Annotated in this window: 22 protein-coding genes; 9 read left to right on the top strand and 13 right to left on the bottom strand. The window is 42.9% G+C overall.

Going from position 1 to position 20,153, the window contains the following annotated elements:
* Window positions 1–132 precede the first annotated feature (132 nt).
* Genes VXQ11_RS15030 through VXQ11_RS15020 form a run of 3 tightly spaced genes read right to left on the bottom strand, consistent with a single transcriptional unit; the run spans window position 133 to window position 2,952 of the window.
* Window positions 133–1,212 carry a DUF6670 family protein gene (locus tag VXQ11_RS15030; protein WP_416706375.1) on the bottom strand — a complete coding sequence of 360 codons (1,080 nt, stop codon included), beginning with the start codon at window positions 1,210–1,212 and terminating at the stop codon, window positions 133–135.
* Window positions 1,213–1,235: 23 nt separating this feature from the next.
* Entirely contained in the window at window positions 1,236–2,057 is an 822-nt protein-coding gene (gene pssA, locus VXQ11_RS15025; RefSeq protein ID WP_064094482.1) for a CDP-diacylglycerol--serine O-phosphatidyltransferase, read from the bottom strand.
* A 37-nt stretch (window positions 2,058–2,094) separates the two neighbouring features.
* Window positions 2,095–2,952 carry a 23S rRNA (adenine(2030)-N(6))-methyltransferase RlmJ gene (locus tag VXQ11_RS15020; protein WP_416680863.1) on the bottom strand — a complete coding sequence of 286 codons (858 nt, stop codon included), beginning with the start codon at window positions 2,950–2,952 and terminating at the stop codon, window positions 2,095–2,097.
* A gap of 116 nt (window positions 2,953–3,068) precedes the next feature.
* On the opposite strand from VXQ11_RS15020, the gene VXQ11_RS15015 reads away from it, so the two are divergent.
* Together VXQ11_RS15015 and VXQ11_RS15010 are read left to right on the top strand one after the other, a co-directional pair.
* Complete coding sequence (locus VXQ11_RS15015; RefSeq protein WP_416706374.1) at window positions 3,069–3,671, top strand: 2OG-Fe(II) oxygenase; 603 nt, start codon at window positions 3,069–3,071, stop codon at window positions 3,669–3,671.
* A gap of 70 nt (window positions 3,672–3,741) precedes the next feature.
* Window positions 3,742–4,269 carry a hypothetical protein gene (locus VXQ11_RS15010; RefSeq protein WP_416680866.1) on the top strand — a complete coding sequence of 176 codons (528 nt, stop codon included), beginning with the start codon at window positions 3,742–3,744 and terminating at the stop codon, window positions 4,267–4,269.
* Between the two features lie 91 nt (window positions 4,270–4,360).
* On the opposite strand, the gene VXQ11_RS15005 is transcribed toward VXQ11_RS15010, so the two are convergent.
* The 6 genes from VXQ11_RS15005 to VXQ11_RS14980 form a co-directional block, all read right to left on the bottom strand.
* Window positions 4,361–4,618: a DUF2789 family protein gene (locus VXQ11_RS15005; RefSeq protein WP_416680868.1), complete on the bottom strand. Its 258-nt coding sequence runs from the start codon at window positions 4,616–4,618 to the stop codon at window positions 4,361–4,363.
* Window positions 4,619–4,733: 115 nt separating this feature from the next.
* On the bottom strand, window positions 4,734–4,988 hold the full coding sequence (locus VXQ11_RS15000) for a DUF2789 family protein (protein ID WP_064094487.1): 255 nt from the start codon (window positions 4,986–4,988) through the stop codon (window positions 4,734–4,736).
* Window positions 4,989–5,036: 48 nt separating this feature from the next.
* Window positions 5,037–5,315: a DUF2789 family protein gene (locus VXQ11_RS14995; RefSeq protein ID WP_416680869.1), complete on the bottom strand. Its 279-nt coding sequence runs from the start codon at window positions 5,313–5,315 to the stop codon at window positions 5,037–5,039.
* Window positions 5,316–5,488: 173 nt separating this feature from the next.
* Window positions 5,489–6,475, bottom strand: a complete 987-nt coding sequence (locus VXQ11_RS14990) for a malate dehydrogenase (protein WP_064094489.1) — start codon at window positions 6,473–6,475, stop codon at window positions 5,489–5,491.
* Between the two features lie 173 nt (window positions 6,476–6,648).
* A complete protein-coding gene (locus VXQ11_RS14985; protein WP_416706373.1) occupies window positions 6,649–7,287 on the bottom strand; it encodes a ribonuclease I in 639 nt (212 codons plus the stop codon).
* 32 nt (window positions 7,288–7,319) lie between these two features.
* Entirely contained in the window at window positions 7,320–9,254 is a 1,935-nt protein-coding gene (locus VXQ11_RS14980; protein WP_416706378.1) for a transglycosylase SLT domain-containing protein, read from the bottom strand.
* 341 nt (window positions 9,255–9,595) lie between these two features.
* On the opposite strand from VXQ11_RS14980, the gene miaB reads away from it, so the two are divergent.
* Genes miaB through ybeY form a run of 3 tightly spaced genes read left to right on the top strand, consistent with a single transcriptional unit; the run spans window position 9,596 to window position 12,672 of the window.
* On the top strand, window positions 9,596–11,053 hold the full coding sequence (gene miaB / locus VXQ11_RS14975) for a tRNA (N6-isopentenyl adenosine(37)-C2)-methylthiotransferase MiaB (RefSeq protein ID WP_064102420.1): 1,458 nt from the start codon (window positions 9,596–9,598) through the stop codon (window positions 11,051–11,053).
* Between the two features lie 37 nt (window positions 11,054–11,090).
* Window positions 11,091–12,167: a PhoH family protein gene (locus VXQ11_RS14970; RefSeq protein WP_064094493.1), complete on the top strand. Its 1,077-nt coding sequence runs from the start codon at window positions 11,091–11,093 to the stop codon at window positions 12,165–12,167.
* A gap of 22 nt (window positions 12,168–12,189) precedes the next feature.
* Window positions 12,190–12,672 (top strand): rRNA maturation RNase YbeY, encoded by a 483-nt coding sequence (gene ybeY / locus VXQ11_RS14965; protein ID WP_005108631.1) that lies wholly within the window; start codon window positions 12,190–12,192, stop codon window positions 12,670–12,672.
* Between the two features lie 183 nt (window positions 12,673–12,855).
* Here the strand turns inward: ybeY and VXQ11_RS14960 are convergent, their stop codons facing one another.
* On the bottom strand, window positions 12,856–13,713 hold the full coding sequence (locus tag VXQ11_RS14960) for an energy transducer TonB (protein ID WP_416706372.1): 858 nt from the start codon (window positions 13,711–13,713) through the stop codon (window positions 12,856–12,858).
* Window positions 13,714–13,977: 264 nt separating this feature from the next.
* On the opposite strand from VXQ11_RS14960, the gene VXQ11_RS14955 reads away from it, so the two are divergent.
* From VXQ11_RS14955 to VXQ11_RS14945, 3 genes are all read left to right on the top strand, one after another.
* Window positions 13,978–14,664 (top strand): hypothetical protein, encoded by a 687-nt coding sequence (locus tag VXQ11_RS14955; protein ID WP_416680878.1) that lies wholly within the window; start codon window positions 13,978–13,980, stop codon window positions 14,662–14,664.
* A 158-nt stretch (window positions 14,665–14,822) separates the two neighbouring features.
* Window positions 14,823–15,536: a DUF3108 domain-containing protein gene (locus VXQ11_RS14950; protein WP_064094496.1), complete on the top strand. Its 714-nt coding sequence runs from the start codon at window positions 14,823–14,825 to the stop codon at window positions 15,534–15,536.
* A gap of 90 nt (window positions 15,537–15,626) precedes the next feature.
* Window positions 15,627–16,202 carry a xanthine phosphoribosyltransferase gene (locus VXQ11_RS14945; RefSeq protein WP_064094497.1) on the top strand — a complete coding sequence of 192 codons (576 nt, stop codon included), beginning with the start codon at window positions 15,627–15,629 and terminating at the stop codon, window positions 16,200–16,202.
* A gap of 311 nt (window positions 16,203–16,513) precedes the next feature.
* Here the strand turns inward: VXQ11_RS14945 and VXQ11_RS14940 are convergent, their stop codons facing one another.
* The 3 genes from VXQ11_RS14940 to VXQ11_RS14930 form a co-directional block, all read right to left on the bottom strand.
* Window positions 16,514–17,182 (bottom strand): hypothetical protein, encoded by a 669-nt coding sequence (locus VXQ11_RS14940; protein ID WP_064102419.1) that lies wholly within the window; start codon window positions 17,180–17,182, stop codon window positions 16,514–16,516.
* An 85-nt stretch (window positions 17,183–17,267) separates the two neighbouring features.
* Window positions 17,268–18,446, bottom strand: a complete 1,179-nt coding sequence (locus VXQ11_RS14935; protein WP_416706377.1) for a CsgG/HfaB family protein — start codon at window positions 18,444–18,446, stop codon at window positions 17,268–17,270.
* Between the two features lie 20 nt (window positions 18,447–18,466).
* On the bottom strand, window positions 18,467–18,874 hold the full coding sequence (locus tag VXQ11_RS14930; RefSeq protein ID WP_416706376.1) for a hypothetical protein: 408 nt from the start codon (window positions 18,872–18,874) through the stop codon (window positions 18,467–18,469).
* 866 nt (window positions 18,875–19,740) lie between these two features.
* On the opposite strand from VXQ11_RS14930, the gene VXQ11_RS14925 reads away from it, so the two are divergent.
* A partial coding sequence (locus VXQ11_RS14925; protein ID WP_416706371.1) for a hypothetical protein occupies window positions 19,741–20,153 on the top strand: 413 nt, incomplete at its 3' end.

Genomic DNA, 20,153 nt, shown 5'->3' with positions numbered 1-20,153 from the left:
GAAGTTTTAATCTTCATCACCGCCGATGGATGTGCATTCTACAGCATTTCACATCCCTTGCAACCCCATTTTTTAAATAATTCAATAAAAACCTAACGACTGTTTATTATTTCCGCAAAAACCACGCTTTTTTCATTTTTTTAGCATTATGGGGACAGAATTGGACAAATTACCTAGCAGTTTTTCAGTTTTATTCTGTTCTTGAAAACGTAAAGACCGGCAATCTATATATTCACAGTAGCCCCCTTCCCCATGCTCAGTTTCTCCATTAATGCTGACTTGGTAATTAAAGCTTCCTACATAACCAGCAGCGAGACCAAACTTAAAGTCTCCCCGACTTTGTCCTTGTAGCCAAATTTTCATGCCCTTGTCATCTTCGTAACACCATTCAAATTCACGTGGCAGATACATTTTCTGCCCATTTGGTGTCATGACACTTGGATAAACCCGATGCACCTTAAAGTAGACTTTCTGGTCGAACATTTGGTTGGTCATTTTTTTCAGGTCACGCAGATATATCCTGGATTGAACAATACTGTTCAGACTATCCCGAATTTGGACCAGCAATAATTGCCGCCCCTCTTTGAGATTAATAATTTGATAAGTTAAAAAAGCTAAAGGTAGATAGGGAAAATTGAAACTACGCGCAAACTCAAAGCTCCCCAAACTTTCGATGAGATATTTCTGATCTTTATAATGTAAAGTGCCCTGACAATAACAAAGCAAAGACCAATGATCAGCCAAAGCAAAGCGCATTTGGGTAAAGTGCGAAATCAGATTGGTCGTATGAATACTGAGATCAAAGCTCAATTCCGAGTCAAAACGCTGTAAGCGAAAATGCGGAAAATCACCAGTCAGTTTTTCACGGTCTAAAAACTGAAAAAGACTATATTGAAATTTGCAATCCTTTTTGACTGAATAACGGTTCAAGTGCCCCGCCATATGCGGACTGGTACTACAGATTACCGTCACTGTGTCTAGTGCATTGGTTTGAATAGCACTCGGATTCGCCAGCATTGGTGCATTAGGTTGTCCGATAATACTCAGAAAATTCAGATAATGGAGCGGTGCCGGCAGATCCGGAAGTATCAGACCCTGATGAATAATTTTATATTTCTGGTTTGGCCCATGATAGGCAAGATTGTGCTGTGAAACAGCAGGAGTCTGATTTAGCTGTTTCGAACGATCTAAAAAATCTTGAAGAAACCGCATCTCAAACTCCTTATTTTATATTTTTATAAGGCGCTCTGTCTTTTTGCCATAAAGGTGGTGATAAACCCAGACAGGGCATAGATGATGGAAATCACTAAAATCCCCACAGGAATATTATAAGTGATCGCTGCAAAGATAAACACCGCAATCGGTAACACAAAAAATGGTACCCGTTTACGCTCTACAGTTTTAAATGAATAGTATTTGATATTGGAAATCATCAACAGCCCCACCGCAATAATGACCACGGCATTGATAACCTGAAGAGAGGGTTCACGAATATCAAAAATTTCTGGAAAATCCAGACCAACCCAGACCAGTGACACAATCATGAGGGCAGCCAGAGGACTTGCGACACCAATAAAATAACGTTTATCAACCACACCAATCTGCACATTAAAACGTGCCAGACGGAACGCAGCACAGGCAGTATAAACAAAACAGGCTGCCAGACCGATCCGGCCCAAATCGCTTAAGCCCCAGCTGTACATCAAGATGGCAGGCGCTACACCAAAAGCCAACATATCTGAAAGCGAGTCAAACTGCTCACCGAATGGACTTTGTGCACCAATAGCACGTGCTACGCGTCCATCTAGACCATCCAGTAATGCTGCAATAAAGATTGCATAAATAGCTTGCTGAAAATTACCATTCATACTGGCAATAATCGAGTAAAAACCTGCCAACAACGCGGCGGTTGTAATCAGGTTCGGCCATAGATAGATGCCTCGACGCTTAATTTTTTGCCCTTCCTGAGTATGTTCCTCTTCTTCCACCTCAAAGGTAATGCCATCAAAAGGCGCTTCAGTTGAAGAATCACGTTCCGGTTTGCTTATATTTGTCATTCTTGTCGATCCTAGCTATGACCTGATCTTTAAAAAATTATTCGCCTACTAACCAGCGAACTGCAGCATGACCGCCATTTTCACTCATGCGCAGATGCGGGAATAACCATTGTAGTGCTTCATCAGCATCTTCAGAAAATTTCCAAGGTGGGTTAATCACCAGTAAACCACAACCATTCAAGCCTACAGGCGTATCATCCGGCCATACACAGACTTCACAAATCAATTGACGACGGATACCGGTCTTGAACATTTTTTTCTCGAAACGTTCAATCATGGCACGGTCTTTAATTGGATACCAAACCGCGAATACACCTGTCGGCCATTTCTTATAAGCAGCAACCAGCAATTCCACCAACTGTGGAAAATCTTTACGCTCCAGCTCATACGGCGGATCGATCATCACCAAGCCACGTTTTTCTTTCGGTGGAATGACCGCTAACAGGCCTTCGTATGCATCACGTTCATGTAAACCTGCGCGCTTGTCAAAAATATTATGACGAAGCTGCTGAAACACATCACGCTGCATTTCGAAAATCGTTGCCTTATCTATCTCACGCATGCCTTCCAAGGCAAACCACGGCGAACCAGGATAAGCACCCTTACCAAAGTTTTCACGCATGTTTTCAACAATCTTCAAGTATTGTTGTACACCTTCAGGCGCATTACGCTTGATCGAATCATCGAGTTTAACCAGACGATGAATACCGTTCAAAAACTCACCTGATTTTTGCGCTTCGGCAGTCGATAAATCATATTTACCTGCACCACCATGTGTATCTACATAGCGATAAGGTTTGTCTTTTGCATTCAGTCGAGTCAACAACTGAAGCAATAAAACGTGCTTCATGACATCGGCAAAGTTGCCTGCGTGGTAAGAGTGACGGTAATTCATGTTTCATTAATTCCTAATATCAACATCTATTTTAACATGAAAAATAGTTTCGTTCAGGCACGATTCTTACCCTAAAATAACGAACCTTTTTTACCCTATTGTCGAGAATTGAAAAGATGGAAGCTGTTATCATCCCAGGGGATTGGAATGTTGATCAAATCTTAGACGATTTAGATCAACATGGCTTTAGTATTGTTGACGATGCTTACTCTAGCGCATATCAACATGCAGTGAGTCAAGAATGCTTAAGCCACTTAAACGAATTTCGTAATGCAGCCATTCAAAATGGCGTCGTTAACAATATCCGTAGTGATCATATTCTTTGGTTACAACCTGAATTTCAAATTTCCCACCTGCACATCCAGACTCTTCAACAATTTTCTCAAGTTTTAAACCGCGCGTTTTATTTAGGCATCAAAGATGTCGAAGCACATTTCGCTTGCTATAACGCGGGTGAGTTCTATGCCCTGCATCGTGACAATCCGCAAGGAAAAAATGGCCGGATGATTTCCAGTGTGTATTATCTGCATGAACATTGGCAGGCCGACTGGGGAGGTGAACTGCGCCTGCAGGATAAAAACAGCCAGTGGCATGTTATCCAGCCCCAGCCGAACCGGATGGCGTTGTTCCAGAGCGACCTATTACATGAAGTCTTGATCTCTAAACAGCAACGTCTGTCAATTACCGCCTGGCTCAGAAGTGATATGGCATTGCTCTAATACGGCCTGACGCTTTAAATTTTAATTTTGAGCCTCATATAGCCATTATTGAGAAATGAGGATTGCGTTGATGGGATTAACGACCAAACAGATTATTCAACGTCTGGGTGAAACTGACCAATTGTATTTAAAAGGCAATACGCCAGAATTAACGCTTGAACGTGCTGATCTTCGTTTACAACTGGTGACTTTGAGTGAATTGCGTCAGGAACAGCGACATTTCCTGCAAGAAGCCGTAGTGTTGCTGGAACAGGGCCGGATCGAATTTGAAGAAATGCCGCTGAGCATGTATATCAATCTATCTTTACATCTGGCCAAGGCTTATATGATGTTCTTTGAATTGACCAAAGAGCCGCATTTTGCCCTGATTACCCAGCAAATTCTAAAACCGATGGCCCGTTATGAACATGGCGATATTTATTTCTTTCTGGCCTATGCCAGCGCCAGTAAAAATGAGCCGGCCCTGACCCGCCACTGGTTAGGTAAGTACACCACCACTGCCGAGTTTGAACTGGAATTATTACAGCAGCATCCTGCTTTTAACGATTATCGTCAGCATGAATGGTTTAGCAAAATATTAAAAAGCAAAATGCATTAAGTAGTATTGCAAAAAACGCCTCTCATGAGGCGTTTTTTTATGGAAACAATATGATCTGATTGTAAAAAACAAGAAATCAAGAGAATAGTCATCATGCAGGCTGACGTCTATAAGCGTCCATGTGTAATTGCTGATTCAGCTCATCTACCCAGATTGCCCAGTCATCATCTTGTATCAGATGGCTAATCAATAAGGAGCGTTGGGCTTTGTTCCAAAACGGCGCATCGTGTAAAGAGAGACTCGCCGGCAGTTGATGAGTGCGTATATACAATTCAATAGCAGCAGGACTATTGGCAAGACCAAGCTGAGAAAACAGAAGTTCTAAGGATGGTGGGTTCTTTGTGAGCATCGCGCCCTCCTTATATCAGATAAATTGTAATTATTTATAGATCTAACTTATAAGATAGGGCAAAAAAAACCTAGTCATTTGACTAGGTTTGTTGTGTCTTTTTGTATAACAATGCTCAAGCACTCTGCTTGTCACTTTCCACGTGTAATAACTGATTTAGTTTATCAATAACAACAATCCACTCATCATCTTGATGCCAATGTTCACGCAGGAAGGCACTTTGCCCTTCACTCCAAAACTCTGCATCTGGTAATGCGACCTCAGAAGGCAATTGGTGAGTTTGGGTAAATTCGGTAATTGAGGCATCATCAGAAGGCAGGCCCAACTGTTCAAATAGCAATTCCAAAGTTAATTGTTGTTCCATAAGCATGAGTTGACTCCATTGTGGTGTTAAATTATGATCGCGTTCAAATTAGAATCAGGTTGATTTATGAGCAGGAATATCACAGGATCCTGAACCTTCTGCTTCGACGTGTAATTGTTCATTCAACACATCCACAAAAATGGCCCAGTCATCATCTTTCTTCCAGTGACCGATCAAGAAGTCATGCTGTGATTTACTCCAGAAAGGAGCTTTATGCAGTGGTACATCCATGCCAATTTGATGCGTACGAATGAATTCATCCATAGCCTCCGGGCTTGAATCCAGTCCTAGCTGCTCAAAAAAAAGTTCGAAGGTGGGGCGTTGCTCTAACATCGGACTAACCTCCGTTTTCTCTTTAATTTTGAATCTTGTTTCTACATTAGATTACCTATGGCGAAAACTCAGTTGTCTCTCTTTCACAGCTTGTTATTTTTTGTTCATTAACGTAAGAGCAAAAAAAAGCACCCCGGATGGAGTGCTTTTTTCTAACTTAGTTAAAAACTAAATTATTTAACCATGTCAGCAATTGCTGCACGTTCTTCTTCAAGCTCATTTAGCGTGAAGTTGATACGCTCACGGCTGAACTCGTCGATTTCAAGACCCTGAACGATCTTGTACTCGCCATTTTCACAAGTTACAGGGAAACCGAACATTACGCCTTCAGGGATACCATAAGAACCGTCAGAAGGAATACCCATAGTTACCCATTCGCCGTTTGTGCCAAGAGCCCAATCGCGCATATGATCGATTGCAGCGTTTGCAGCAGAAGCAGCAGAAGACAGACCACGTGCTTCGATGATCGCAGCACCACGTTTACCAACGGTTGGAAGGAATACATCTTTGTTCCATTCCGCATCGTTGATTTTGTCTTTCAAGCTTTCGCCGTTTACGTTAGCAAAACGGTAGTCAGCATACATAGTTGGAGAATGGTTACCCCAAACAGTCATGTTTTGGATGTCAGAAACTGCAACACCAGCTTTCTGAGCAAGTTGAGTCAACGCACGGTTGTGGTCAAGACGTAACATTGCTGTAAAGTTTTTCGCTGGAAGATCTGGAGCAGATTTCATTGCGATGTAAGCATTCGTGTTTGCAGGGTTACCTACAACAAGAACCTTAACGTCACGGCTAGCAACTTCATTCAGTGCCTGGCCTTGACCGATGAAGATTTCACCGTTTACTTTAAGAAGATCAGCACGTTCCATGCCTGGACCACGTGGACGTGAACCCACTAGAAGCGCGTAATCAGCATCTTTGAATGCAACTTTAGGATCATCAGTACCGATCATGCCTGCCAATAGCGGGAAAGCACAGTCGTCAAGTTCCATCATTACGCCTTTAAGCGCTTGTTGAGCTTTCTCAACAGGAATTTCTAATAATTGAAGAATAACTGGTTGGTCTTTACCAAGCATTTCACCGCTAGCGATACGGAATAATAGGCTGTAACCAATTTGACCAGCAGCGCCAGTAACGGCAACGCGAACAGGTTGCTTCATGTAATTATCTCCAATTGAGAGGATCGTCATAATAGATTAAATAGCTGTTCTATCTAATCTTAATAATCATAAACGGCAAAGATTGTACTCCAATCCTTTAGCAGATGCATATAAAAGAGGGAGGATTTCATCTAAAGTCTGATAGGAAATATAAATCAAATCGGCAAAAAAGCTCAGTATGTTCCTTTTATTGTGACAATTTTTGGACATGTATTAATAATGTTCGCTGGACAGGACTTGTAATTGCTGTTGGAACGGTAACAGACCTTGAGCGAAGTGAGTACGCTGGCTGACTGTACCTGCTGGCAGTTAAATCTCAAAGCATTGCTTGGTAATTGCGGGTTAATTTTCAGGAATTTAGCACGCAACGTATCCACAGAAATCGTAATATTTTCCTGTTCAGTCAGTTCCTCTGGCACTTTTAGCCGGTCTGCATAATTAATGATTGTCCGGAAATACTGACTGGCATTCATCGGCACACAGCCACCGACATTGCGCCATAAAATGGCACGGGTATTGTCATCCGGCATAATTCTGGCCACCACCTTAGCTTGAAGTGGTGAAAGTTTCGCAGAACTGTGGGTTGTGCAGTTTTGCGAGGTCGTCTGAGGATACAAGCCGGAGATACTCAGCGAATAACCTTCCAGACATTTTCGTTTCTTGGCATATTCCGGATACAGACTACAGAAAGCCGGAACCATTTGTACATCCATGACATATTCTGTCGGTGCAGCAAATGCTGCCGAGCTGCCAGCCAAAACCACAAGCGCAGCCGATCCCGTCCAGACTTGACGATCCTTCATTATTTTCATGAATAAATCACTATCCCCCAATAATTTTAATCTTATTGTGTGTTGCGCAATGGAATCAGCTGCATGCGCTTGCTCACCGACTGCGCTCCTTGTCCTGACAAAATACCGTAATGCGTGGCATTGGTCATAACATGTTTCACATAATCTCGGGTTTCGAGTAAAGGAATACTTTCCGTATATTGATCTGCGGGCATTCCCTGAAACTCAGGCTGCCAGCGGCGAGCACGGTTTGGACCGGCATTATAGCCTGCGGTTGCCAGAACCGGATTATCACTGAGCTGACGCTGGATCGTAGATAAATAGAAAGTACCGTAACGAACATTGGTATTCATATCGGTGAGTGCTGCCGGATTATAGGCTTCACCCATTTGACGCGCTACGAGCTTGGCTGTATCTGGCATAATCTGCATCAGACCACCCGCGCCCACATGCGAACGTGCCGTCGTATTAAAACGGCTTTCCTGACGCATCAAGCCATAGGCCCAAGCCGGATCTATACCGGCATTGCGGCTATGACTGACCACGTAGTTCTGATGCGGCATTGGATAACGATAATTGTAGTTATGTTTGCTCAGGGTGCGGTCGGCAGCATAAATGGCCCGATCATACCAGCCCATATCCATGGCACGTTTTGCGGCGGCCAGCAATAGATCATCGTCTTTTTTCAGATAAGCCTGGCGCACTGCCCAGTTCCATTCACGGTTAATGTAGTTATCCGGTGCACTGATATTACGTAAGGTGAAAGCACGGCGGAAATGAATATCCTGATTCAAGCGCTGCATAGCCTGATTGGAAGGCTGTACCGGATTTGGTGTACTTGCAGTCACCTGCCCCAGCCTGTCGCGTGCCAGAAGGTTATGATAGTCATCCCCCGTTGCCAATTTGCGATAAATACTTTCTGCTGCCTGTTTTGATGCACGATCCGAGCGCTGTTCGCTGGCTCGTGCCAACCAGTATTGCCAGCGGTCCTCCTGCTTCTGGTTGACGCTCATACTGTCTATGGCACGAATCAGGCTTTCCCAGGCACCAAAACGAATTGCCTGACGTGCATAAATTTCGGCCTCCTCCGGACTAAATGGCAGACCATAGCTGGCATCAAAGGCATTCAACACTTCACGATTGAAGTTGTTTTTCATGACTGTGGTGCCACCGATGTAACCTACAGTTCGGTATAAGGCACGTTGTACCTGTATGGGGGTACCTTCCGCAGTCCGCTTTACAATCGACAAGGCCGAGTCCAAATCACTGTCTGCCAGACGTCCCAGCGCATAAATCAGATAGGCATGCTCTGCTGCAGTACTTTTAGGCGCAGACCATAAATAATTGGTGGGATTGGCCTGAATCGAATTCAGTTGAGCCAGTGACAGATTCAAACCAATGCCTTGTGCAGTTGCAATCGCCTGCCCTGACTGTCCGGCACGCAGTTGAACCCATAGTCGCTGCTGGCGGTCCTCTGTGGTCATCAGTGGACTGGAAAGCATCATCCGGCCCAAACCGGTACAAGACTCTGGCTGACTGTTGGTGGTTAGCCAGACATCTTTAAACTCGGCATAAACCAGCTGATCGCCACTTTTGGCACGTACTTGTGCCACTGCACAGGCTTCGGCAGGGTCCGCATTGGTCACATAAGGCAATACCGGCTGAGCATTGCCAAAGTCTGCCATTTTTACTTTTTCTTCGACATAATCCGCTGCCAGCTTTTCGGCCATGGCAGATTGAGGATAACGTTGTACAAAACTGATGATCTGGCTAACAGGCTGCATGGCAAGATTCTGGTTTAAAATCCAGTATTCCGGATAATAGCCCAAGACGTCATTCTGCATGGATAGACGGTATTGCTGTAACAGTTCAGTATTGCCTGCATTGGCTGCACGCAAAGCATCATTAAATTGTTCTTCTGCTGCCTGTGTACTTGCTGAACAGATACACGCCACACTTAAAGTAATTAATTTATAGTATTTATTCATAGTTTTAGTGTGTTTCAACATCCCTTTGCCTTCTATCTATCATCGATGATTTTGTGCCTAGCCTGTGTTGCATATCATAAGAGGTAGTTGGAATATTATAACCAACTCTATTGTTCAGTTATGTAACCTTATGATTCAGCAATATTAATGTACAGACAATTTTTGTCCATAAATCAATATTTTTCCCCAGTTAATTTAGTCTATAAGTTTAAGCGACTTTCCTGCTAAAATATGCGCCTTTCCAAGATTTTAGTCCGTGAATTGAATTTTTATTCACCTGTTTGATGCTTCACTCAGGCTGTTCGTTCACTCTTTCAACGTATTACCTTGTAGGAGCCTACATGACGGTTCAAACCTTCATTCCGAATGGTGCCCCAGCTGCCTCAGAAAACACTGTTACCCAGCCAGCGCACACCCCAGCCAACGATGCTTCAGTCAAGAAACTGTACATTGAAACGCAAGGGTGTCAGATGAATGAGTACGACAGTCACCGTATGGCAGACCTGTTAGGCGATTCTCATGGCTATGTGCTGACCACTGATCCTAAAGAAGCAGATATTCTGCTGATGAATACCTGCTCGATCCGTGAAAAGGCACAGGAAAAAGTCTTCTCCGAGCTGGGCCGCTGGCGCAAACTAAAGGATAAAAATCCTGACCTGATTATTGGTGTCGGTGGTTGTGTGGCATCTCAGGAAGGCGACAATATCCAGAAACGTGCCAATTATGTCGATATGATTTTTGGTCCACAAACGCTGCACCGTTTACCACAAATGCTGGACCAGCATTTTGAGCAGATTGAAAAGCCTAAAAAAGAAAAAATCAAACTGGTGGATATTTCCTTCCCCGATATCGAGAAATTCGACTTTCTGCCAGAACCGCGTGTTGAAGGCTATAAAGCTTTTGTCTCGATCATGGAAGGCTGTTCCAAATACTGTTCTTTCTGCGTGGTGCCGTATACGCGTGGTGAAGAAGTTTCTCGTCCACTGGATGATGTCCTGGCTGAAATTGCAGGTCTGGCAGAAAAAGGCGTGCGTGAAATTTCGCTTTTGGGTCAGAACGTAAATGGCTACCGGGGTGAAACCTTCGAAGGCAATATCTGTACTTTTGCCGATTTGCTGCGTTTGGTTGCAGACATTCCGGGTATTGGCCGGATCCGTTATACCACCTCACATCCCCTCGAATTTAATGACGACCTGATCCAGTGCTATCGTGACCTGCCACAAATGGTTTCACATCTGCATCTGCCGGTACAAAGCGGTTCCAATGATGTCCTTCTGGCGATGAAGCGCAACCATACGATTGATGTCTATATCGAGAAGATTAAAAAGTTACGTGCAGTTCGCCCAGATATGCATTTATCTTCAGACTTTATCATTGGTTTTCCGGGTGAAACTGATGAAAACTTTGAAGAGACTTATCAGTTTATTCAGGATCTGGATTTCGACCATTCTTATAGTTTTATCTATTCAAAACGTCCAGGCACACCGGCAGCAGAACTGGAAGATACAATATCTGAAAATATCAAAAAAGAACGTCTGGCCAAGGTTCAGCAATGGATTAAGCGTTCAAGCATTGACAAGACGGATGCCATGCTCGGGACCATTCAGCGGGTCCTCATCGAAAAAGTTTCTGATAAAGATCCGAATATTCTGGTCGGTACGGCAGACAATACCCGTTATGTTAACTTTATTGGTGATGCTACGTGGGTCGGCCGCTTTGCCGAGATCGAAATTACCGAAATTAAAACTTTGAATTTAGTTTATGGTGAGCTCTTGAATCTTGAGCCTGACGTGGCGTAATGTAGAGCATATAACGCACACTTCATAAGGAACACTCTTGACTGCAGCGATCCGACGTACAGTAGCTTTTCCGGGTATTTCAATGGACCGTATACAAGCCATGTTAGGCGCCTATAACGGTCACTTGAAGCAAATTGAACAACGTTTAGACGTTAAAATCTCTCATCGTGGAGAGAGTTTTATTGTTGATGGTGAAATCGATGCCGTTGAGAGAGCCGAAATGCTCTTGCAGCGTCTTCATGAGGAATCTGAACATATTCAGCCAATTAGTGCAGATACTTTACATTTGATGATTCAGGGCAGTCAGACTGATCGCGAGCTTCAGCAAGATCTGGATGACCAGGAACATACGGGACTGGACAATGTCTGGCTGCAAACCCGTAAAGGCCGGATCAATCCGCGTGGTGCCAACCAGAAACGTTATGTACAACGCATTCTGCAAAGTGATATTTCTTTTGGTATTGGTCCTGCCGGTACAGGTAAAACCTATCTCGCCGTTGCGGCTGCCGTGGACATGCTGGAGCGCAATGAAATCCAGCGTATCTTGCTGGTTCGTCCTGCAGTTGAAGCTGGTGAAAAACTTGGTTTCTTGCCGGGAGATTTAACCCAGAAAATCGATCCTTATTTACGTCCATTGTATGACGCGCTGTATGAAATGCTCGGCTTTGAAAAAGTGGCCAAGCTGATCGAACGTCAGGTGATTGAAGTCGCTCCGCTTGCTTATATGCGTGGCCGTACCCTGAATCATTCTTTCGTGATTCTGGATGAAGCGCAGAACACCACCCCAGAACAGATGAAGATGTTCTTGACCCGTTTAGGTTTTGGCTCACGTGCCGTGATTACCGGTGACGTAACTCAGGTGGATTTACCACGTGGTCAGCAATCGGGACTTTCACATGCCTTGCGTGTGATTGATAAAATTCCTGAAATTCATATCACCCGCTTCCATTCGCGTGATGTGGTACGTCATCAGCTGGTACAGAAAATTGTCGAAGCCTACGAAGGCTGGGACAGTGAACAGCAGCGCTTAAGTGCTGAAGCACGTGCCGAACGAAAAGCACGTCAGGATGCCTTGATCGCTGAAAATGATGCTGCGGCAGACGCACAGCATTAAGCTTTAAAATTAAGGATTTGTGTTGAAACTTAGTCTTTCCTTGCAACAGGACTTTCAGTCGCCTGAACTGGTACTGAAGCGGGCCTATATTAAAAAAGTTGTAGAAACCACTTTACGTCATATCGGCACTCAGAGTAATTGCGAAATCGGAATTGCCTGTGTTGATAATGACGAAAGTCATAAACTAAATCTGGAATATCGAGGCAAGGACAAACCGACCAATGTCCTGTCTTTCCCGAGTGAACTTCCAGATGAAATGGCGCAGTTTCTGGATGCATTTCCAATCGGCGATCTGGTGATCTGTATTCCTGTAGTACTGGCGGAAGCGCTGGAACAGCAAAAAGTACCCTTGACGCATTTCACCCATATGCTGGTTCATGGCACCTTGCATTTAATGGGATATGACCATGAAACCTCGGATGAAGATGCCGAAGAAATGGAAGGCATTGAAATCGAGATTTTGGCCAAGCTGGGTTTTGAAAATCCTTATCTGGAACAAAACTAAAATTTCTTCATAAAAAAAGCGGGCCAAGGCTCGCTTTTTTTTATTTAAAGTTGCCCTCCCTCTAACTCCCTCCCACATGGAGGGAGAATATTCATCAGAATCCTATGATTGTTGAACATTATAGATATAGCTCCCTCTCCTTATTAGGAGTGGGTTAGGGAGAGGTCTTGGTAAATATCAACTTTAACGCACTTCAAACTCTGCTTCAGCCGGATCAAATCGCCAGGTACGAATCACCCGCAGTTCGGAAATTTCTTTCATTTTACTGTCGAAAGTACCAAATGGTGCTGCCTTACGCACGGAAGCTTTGGCTGCTTCATCCAGCATGGCATGTCCTGAACTGTCAATCAGCCGAATGGCACGAATTCCGCCATTCTGGTTCAAGATCACCATCAGCCGCACTTCCCCTGCCAGATTCTGTTGTTTGGCGGCTTCCGGATAATAACGGTTCCCATAGAACTCCACTTTCTCGCGGAACTTTTCCAGATAAGCGGCCGAAACATCCTGCTTGGCCTGAATCCCATCTACAGTTTTAATTTTTTGCTGACGACTGAAATTTTGTTGACGCTGTAAATATTGCGCTTCCAGACTGGCGACCATGGCCGCTTTGGCCTGAAACTGGCTTTGTAATTGCTCCTGCATTTTTTTACGCTGATTTTCCTCCGCCTGCTTTTGCCAGCTCAAAGTAGTCATCAGGACTTTTTCTTCAAAACTGAGCTGTTGTTGCTGTTGCAGCATATCCAGACTTTTTTGCAGCTCTTCCCCGGCCTGCTGTTCCATTAATGGCGATGGCATATCACTCGACATGCGATGCGCCTCTCTAAACTGACCGGAACCCTGCTGATCTGCCTGGGCCAGAAAATCGGCATGTTCAATTTTTTGATCAGTCTGGCGCAAGCTGACCGCGATTTCCTTGGTGCTGGTATCCAGATCTTGCGGCATACCAAATTCCAGTGTCAGCACGATCAAATGCAGCATGGCTGCGGCGAGTACCGCACTGCTAAACACTCGATCTTTCCACCAAGTTCTGACCAGAGGCATGAGTATCATCGTTTTTTCACATTTACCCAAACTCAGTGCTGAGTTCAGTTCCCCAAAAAAAGTATTTTAAAGACCAAAAAGAAACAGATTGGACATTTATCTTTTTAAAATGCCAAATCCATCAAATCTTCAACGTTACATAACTAAAACTATAAAAATGGTGCTATTTATTTTGCTAAACTTCAAGCATGAATACTTGTATTTTTCATACAATTCGACAAGATACATTCCGTGTTAAAAATAAAGTTGCCAGGACGCTTCAATATGCAAACGCTAATTGCGAATATTTCCAACCGAATCCGCCAAGTGTACCAGAGGGCGGAAGGATTTATTGAAGATGAGCGTGAATTTCCCTTATCTCAAGTCTTCCTGAATGCAACTTTTCAGCGTTTTGTGACAGATAATGTCGATGCCTTGAAAGACTTACATGCGGATTTGCATGATGACTGGCTACGTTTGTATGCAACACTGGATTATAAAGGCCTGATTGTTACTTTATCGGTTGATTTGAAACTGGTACAGATGGAGCTGAATAAAACCACGCAGTTAATCGTGTTCGAGCAGATTAGTGATACCCAGCTGATCGAAGCTAAATATCCAAATGTACTGTATAAACTGGGCGTGCGTTTTGGCCTGTTCTTTTATCAACGTGTCCTAAATAAAGACCCCTTAGGCATGATCCTAGAAAAACTGGGCGTGATCAAAGTTATCGATGACCTGCTTTATCTAGATTTGAATCGCTGGTTAGGCAAAAGCCGCTCTGTCATTGATACCTTGGGCAAAGTCCACGTCAATCACGCTGTGCTTCGCGAAGCTGAACTGGTGGTGATTGGCAATGTCAATCTTGCAGCCCTGTTTAGAAAACTCTCTCAAGACCAGCAAGAGCAATGGGATGAAAATGAAATGGACGACAACCGGATCACACCCATCAAACAGAAAGATTCCTCTTAAATCGTGCCATCTCTAGTTTTTGAACAAAAGTTCCATAAAACTACATGAAATATACATTTTTGGCAGATACATCCATCCAATTTCCATCTTTTAGCGAAATAATAAGGATGCAAGAAGTAATATGTTTTGCCCGTTGAACCAATATAGGAAAATAACTGATGGCGAAGACTGTATTCAAAACTTTAGTGATGACCACGGGTCTGGGCAGTGCAATACTGTTCACTGGTATTTCTAGCCAGGCTTTTGCCATGACTCCTTTCCAGGCCAGTTATCAATTCAGCTATAACGGCAAGAATATGGGTTCTGCAACACGGACTTTAAGTAAATCTGGCAATAACTGGACTTATGTTTTTGCAGCAAAAGCAGGTGGTGTAGCCTCGGCAACCGAAACCAGCCGTTTTACCTTCAATAATGGCAAGATCGGTTCTAGCAGTTTCAGTCGCAGCAGTAAGATTCTGGTGCATAACAACACCATGAGTATTAATTTTAATCCTTCCAGCAAAACTATCAGTACCAGAAAAGATGACGAAAAGCGCTCTTTTGCCTGGAGACCAGATGTTCTGGATGAACTGAATGCAGAACTGCAGATTCGTGAAGATCTGAAAAACTCAGGCCTGAAAGCCAATTACTATATTGCCGATGCCAAAGAAGTTGAAGGCCGTAAGTTCGTAAAACAGGGTTCAGAGACGGTGAATACCAAATATGGTTCTTTCAATACCATTAAAGTGGTGATGAAACATAGCAAACCAGGTCGTGAAACCATTTTCTGGCTGGCACCAAAACTTGATTATCTTCCAGTCAAAGTTTCGCATGTAGACAAGAAAACCTCTTATGGTTTGCTGTTAACTGATTATAAAGGTGCAAGCAACTAAGATTTTTTGGTGAATTTCGCTTGATTTTTTCCGGGTGCTTTTTACAATACGCTTTTGCTTTAAAAAGCACCTGCTCTTGAGGATTCTCCCGTGCATGCACTAGAACAGAAAATCTTGGCCGAAGGCATCGTTCTTTCTGAAGAAGTTTTGAAAGTAGATTCTTTCTTAAACCATCAGATCGACCCAGTCATGATGCAGCAGATTGGTCAGGAATTTGCCCGTCTGTTTAAGGATGCTGGTATCACCAAAATTATTACGATTGAAGCATCAGGTATTGCACCTGCAGTAATGGCAGGTTTAGAACTTGGTGTACCTGTAATCTTTGCACGTAAATACCAGTCTCTTACCCTGAAAGATGATTTATACCGCTCGAAAGTCTTTTCATTTACCAAACAGACTGAAAGTACCATTGCGATTTCAAATAAACACATCAGCTCTACTGATAAAGTTTTAGTAATCGATGACTTCTTGGCTAATGGCCAGGCAGCACTTGGATTGGCTGATCTGATTCATCAGGCAAATGCAGAAGTGGTCGGTATTGGTATCGTGATTGAAAAATCATTCCAGCCAGGTCGTGAGCTGCTGCTTGAAAAAGGCTACCGTGTCGAATCACTCGCACGCGTGAAATCTTTAGCCAATGGTACAGTTGAATTTGTTCGTGACTAAGTTTTGCCAGTAAATTTCTGAAAGGGCGCTGAGGCGCTCTTTTTTTATATACGGTCTTTGCACGTGTTTGCTACTTTATAAATTTGGGTCATCATTTTCACTATATCCAGCTTGAACAAGCCAGCTCCAGTTTTCTGATCCATGAACCGGATTCTGCTTAACTTAGCCTAGTGATTAAGCTGTCCTGGAACAGATTAATTTTCCCATCCGACGAATAAACAACAATTTATTTTAGTGTTATTATAGAATAAGAATAAAGAGGCCTAACTATCTGCCAATAGTTAGACCCCCTGTTCTAGGTGAGATTGGAATTATTTCACGGTCACAGTGATACTGCCGGTGTTCACAGCACCCATAGCAGTCGTTTTGATGCTATTGTTGATAGAGGATTCTGTTCCGCCTGTAAGCACATCTACAGAGGCGTTAACAGCGCCTGCATTATAGGCAATGTTCGCTACACTATAATTGCTTAAAGTCTGGTTAATTTCTTCACTATAGTTAGTGCTTAGTGAAGAACTTACAGTTTCTGAGACGTCTGAAGTATCAGCAACTTCTGTTAGCTCCTCTAGAGTTTCAGAATTATTCATTGCACTGGTTGCTTCGCTGAAGTCATAGTTAGACGTTTCATCTGATACGTTTGATACGACCTTGTTGAAGTTACCCTGCTCGATACTGATACTACCAGTATTGGCAGCACCCATCGCAGTAGTTTCAATACTACCTTCAATTGAACCAACCGCGTCTGCAACCTCTCTTGTAGCAGTCGCTGTTGCATCTAAAGTGACACTGGCATCAACATCCGCAGTATTCACTGCCAGGTTCAGCGCAGAGCCATTTTCTACTTGTTGGGAAATAGAGTCCAAAGTAGCCTGTAAACCACTATTTACCTCTACATTTGTATCACCGTCAGCTGCATAGGCCATACTTGCGCCAGATAGTAACGTGACGGATAAAGCTAGTGTTTTGATCGTGTTATTCATCGTTATTCTTCCTACTTTTGTTTTAAAGTACCTCTCGCCCGGTACTTTTTTTAATTAAGGGAGCGAGCCCGTCGTTACTGGCCAGTTAATCCCGTTGAGAGCTGGACCAGTAATTTTTTACAACTTCTGGATTGACATCCCATAAGCTGGATGACTTCTCCTCGTCTTTTTCTTTGTCAGCTTTTTCTTGACTATCTTTTTTGTCATTCACTTTACCTGTTGAAGATGACCGCTTGATCTTGCCGATATACTTGATCAGTTCCTCTTTGCTCATTTCCGGCTCTGCTTCAGGATTTTGAATCACTTCAGACTCTTTGTTTTTGGGTGCCTTGGTATCTTTACTCGGTGTATTGGTGGATTTATTTTTTTGATTCGAGGATTCCGTTTGAGACGGAACTGATGTTTGAGCCGTACTATTCAAATCCGGATTTTTTTGTTGCTGGTTTTTCTTGTATTTATGCAAAGCGACAGAACTGCGGGTTAAGTTCAATTGACCGAACTCAGGCGGTATCTGCGCACGACAACTTTCAAATACTGCTGGCGGTACCACCTGGCTAAGCAGCTCAAAAGTTGCCAGATTCAGCATTTGGCGCAAGGCAAAATTGGTAGCCTCCCGCTCTCCCTTTCCGATCTGAATATTTAATAGCGTACGTCCGGCAAATCTACCTGCACCGATTCCATAATCCTGTGCAGCAATCTGTTTCTGTAGCGAGACATTGCCCACGACCCTACTGCTGCGTGTATCGGTAAGAGATAAATCCAGACCAACCATAATCCGGGTTTGACTATAGTTCGGGCCAACGCCTGCGATCTGCATGTCAAAACCACCTCCTGGAATAAAATCCAGACTGTTAATACTGCCGGTAACATAATAATCAGATGCCTGAATCTGCTTGGGGTCACGAATCCCCCATTTGGCCTCACTTTCAATAATCCGGGGATCTCGCCGGTTCATCAAACTGACGCCCGCCTGAAACAGAGCGGACTGCACCATGTCTCCCGCACCTTGGGTCACCATTTTTCCGCTACCGCCATTGGTAACTACATCTTTACCGGTCTGGTCGAGAATTGCGCCCACAGAAAAACTGACATCACTACGTAATTGCCCTTTCAGGCAGGACAAGGCCATATCAAAAGGGGTGAAAATATCGGTGATCGGTGGACCTTGTACCAGTTTGACAGGCTTTTTATTGGAAGGCGCCAAGCCCGTACAGCCTGTAAGCAAAGAGCTGAAAAGAACTGTAACACTCACCCCGCATATCATTTTCCTGCTTAAGGGAGAACTTAGCATGATGACTCCCCCTTCTGATTACTTAAATTAGGACATTTCGGCTGATTTTGACTGGGCTGATTTTGACTGGGCTGATTTTGACTGGTATTTGAACTGACCGGGGCTTCATTCAACAGTTCACTTTTGATGTCTACGGTGTTGCCGGAACCATCGACATTAATGTTGTTGGTTGGGGTATTGACCGTACCGATAGAACTTGTAGAGGTGCTGTAGATCGTGGTTTTGCCTAATCCGGAATAATAATCTGACTCCTTAAGCTCAATCAGGTTTGCTTGGACCAGGTTTTCAGCGGAACGGTTACTTGAGGGTTTCCAACGCTGACTCCACTCATCAGAGGTTGCATATGCATTGTTTATAAAACATAAACAAATTAAACCCATATTGATCAATAGTATTCGCACCATATTAATATCCTCTGACCCAAGATGCTTATTCATTTTTTAATTTAGTAATATCTAATTTATCTGACAAAATATTAAATCACATAAAAATTTAAAATATACCCTTTATCTATCTCTATCTTTTTTTTACTTATTATTACGATTTATCTTTTTGTTTTTATTTAATAAATATAGCTTTGTATCCAGTTTGTGATTTGTAAGAAAACATTATAAAAACAATTTTCACATATCGAATTTATTTAAAAAACTTTATTTAAATAATATTTTTTTAATCTTAAAAATAATAAAAAAATCCTCTTATAAATTCCGAAATTAATATTTTAAAATTACTTTAAATACCATAAATTTTGATTTTATTAGAGATTCTAAACAATTGTGACATATTTCATCTATTATTTAATATACGATTAATAGATCACACTTTGGATTATTTATAAGGAAAGCTCTCAATAACTGCACCTTTTAGAGGCAATCCCTTAAACCGAAGATCTCTGCTTTCTTCTCTCGAATTTCCTTCCCCTTAACAGGCTTCAAAGCCACCCGTCTTTGGCAATAACTCAGCTAATCTTGTCTATAGAATAGAAAGTAATAAAGAGCAGCTGATCCGACCATCTGGTAGTTTTTATAGCTTCAAATAAACATAGCGTGTGTGTCCAAAAAGGATTAGACCGAAATTATTTACAGCTGAAATACAATGTTTTAGCTTTAATTCAACTAGAATCAGTCAGGTAGAAGCTTTTCCCATAATAGATGTCAAAAAACCATACTAAACATCGTATGACCCGAATAACTGTTTGGAAGAAGACAATCTCAGATCATCTATGAGCTTAAGCAAAGCAAATATCAATTGTTGATGGAACAAACCTATGCAATGTCCTAAATGTGGCTCAACAAACATTGAACAACGCAATCATGAACAGAATTTAAAGAAAATTGGCGGCATTCTCATGAGTTCAGCCGGCGCAACTGCGGGAACAGTAGGTGGCGCTGCTTCGGGTGCTTCCATTGGTGCTGCAATTGGTACTGTAGCCGGACCTTTAGGCGTGATTGTGGGTGGAACAGTGGGTACTTTCGTAGGTGCGATCAGTGTGGGCATTACCGGAGGAGTGGTGGGTAATTTTCTGGGGAAAAAAGCCGGGATTTCCGTTGACCGCAATGTGTTTCAGGATTATCAATGTCTGAAATGCAAATACAGATTTAGCCAAAAAGATCAAAAAGATCAAAAAGATCAAAAAGATCAAAAAGATCAAAAAGATCAAAAAGATCAAAAAGATCAAAA

It is taken from the genome of Acinetobacter sp. 197, from assembly GCF_048148385.1.
Lineage (GTDB): Bacteria > Pseudomonadota > Gammaproteobacteria > Pseudomonadales > Moraxellaceae > Acinetobacter > Acinetobacter pecorum.
This window is presented reverse-complemented; position numbering and strand designations above follow the sequence as displayed.

Excerpts from the sequence above, each read along its gene's own strand:
- VXQ11_RS15030 (WP_416706375.1), bottom strand. The coding sequence starts at position 1,212 with ATGCGGTTTCTTCAAGATTTTTTAGATCGTTCGAAACAGCTAAATCAG.
- pssA (WP_064094482.1), bottom strand. The coding sequence starts at position 2,057 with ATGACAAATATAAGCAAACCGGAACGTGATTCTTCAACTGAAGCGCCT.
- VXQ11_RS15020 (WP_416680863.1), bottom strand. The coding sequence starts at position 2,952 with ATGAATTACCGTCACTCTTACCACGCAGGCAACTTTGCCGATGTCATG.
- VXQ11_RS15015 (WP_416706374.1), top strand. The coding sequence starts at position 3,069 with ATGGAAGCTGTTATCATCCCAGGGGATTGGAATGTTGATCAAATCTTA.
- VXQ11_RS15010 (WP_416680866.1), top strand. The coding sequence starts at position 3,742 with ATGGGATTAACGACCAAACAGATTATTCAACGTCTGGGTGAAACTGAC.
- VXQ11_RS15005 (WP_416680868.1), bottom strand. The coding sequence starts at position 4,618 with ATGCTCACAAAGAACCCACCATCCTTAGAACTTCTGTTTTCTCAGCTT.
- VXQ11_RS15000 (WP_064094487.1), bottom strand. The coding sequence starts at position 4,988 with ATGCTTATGGAACAACAATTAACTTTGGAATTGCTATTTGAACAGTTG.
- VXQ11_RS14995 (WP_416680869.1), bottom strand. The coding sequence starts at position 5,315 with ATGTTAGAGCAACGCCCCACCTTCGAACTTTTTTTTGAGCAGCTAGGA.
- VXQ11_RS14990 (WP_064094489.1), bottom strand. The coding sequence starts at position 6,475 with ATGAAGCAACCTGTTCGCGTTGCCGTTACTGGCGCTGCTGGTCAAATT.
- VXQ11_RS14985 (WP_416706373.1), bottom strand. The coding sequence starts at position 7,287 with ATGAAAATAATGAAGGATCGTCAAGTCTGGACGGGATCGGCTGCGCTT.
- VXQ11_RS14980 (WP_416706378.1), bottom strand. The coding sequence starts at position 9,254 with ATGAATAAATACTATAAATTAATTACTTTAAGTGTGGCGTGTATCTGT.
- miaB (WP_064102420.1), top strand. The coding sequence starts at position 9,596 with ATGACGGTTCAAACCTTCATTCCGAATGGTGCCCCAGCTGCCTCAGAA.
- VXQ11_RS14960 (WP_416706372.1), bottom strand. The coding sequence starts at position 13,713 with ATGCCTCTGGTCAGAACTTGGTGGAAAGATCGAGTGTTTAGCAGTGCG.
- VXQ11_RS14955 (WP_416680878.1), top strand. The coding sequence starts at position 13,978 with ATGCAAACGCTAATTGCGAATATTTCCAACCGAATCCGCCAAGTGTAC.
- VXQ11_RS14950 (WP_064094496.1), top strand. The coding sequence starts at position 14,823 with ATGGCGAAGACTGTATTCAAAACTTTAGTGATGACCACGGGTCTGGGC.
- VXQ11_RS14940 (WP_064102419.1), bottom strand. The coding sequence starts at position 17,182 with ATGAATAACACGATCAAAACACTAGCTTTATCCGTCACGTTACTATCT.
- VXQ11_RS14935 (WP_416706377.1), bottom strand. The coding sequence starts at position 18,446 with ATGATATGCGGGGTGAGTGTTACAGTTCTTTTCAGCTCTTTGCTTACA.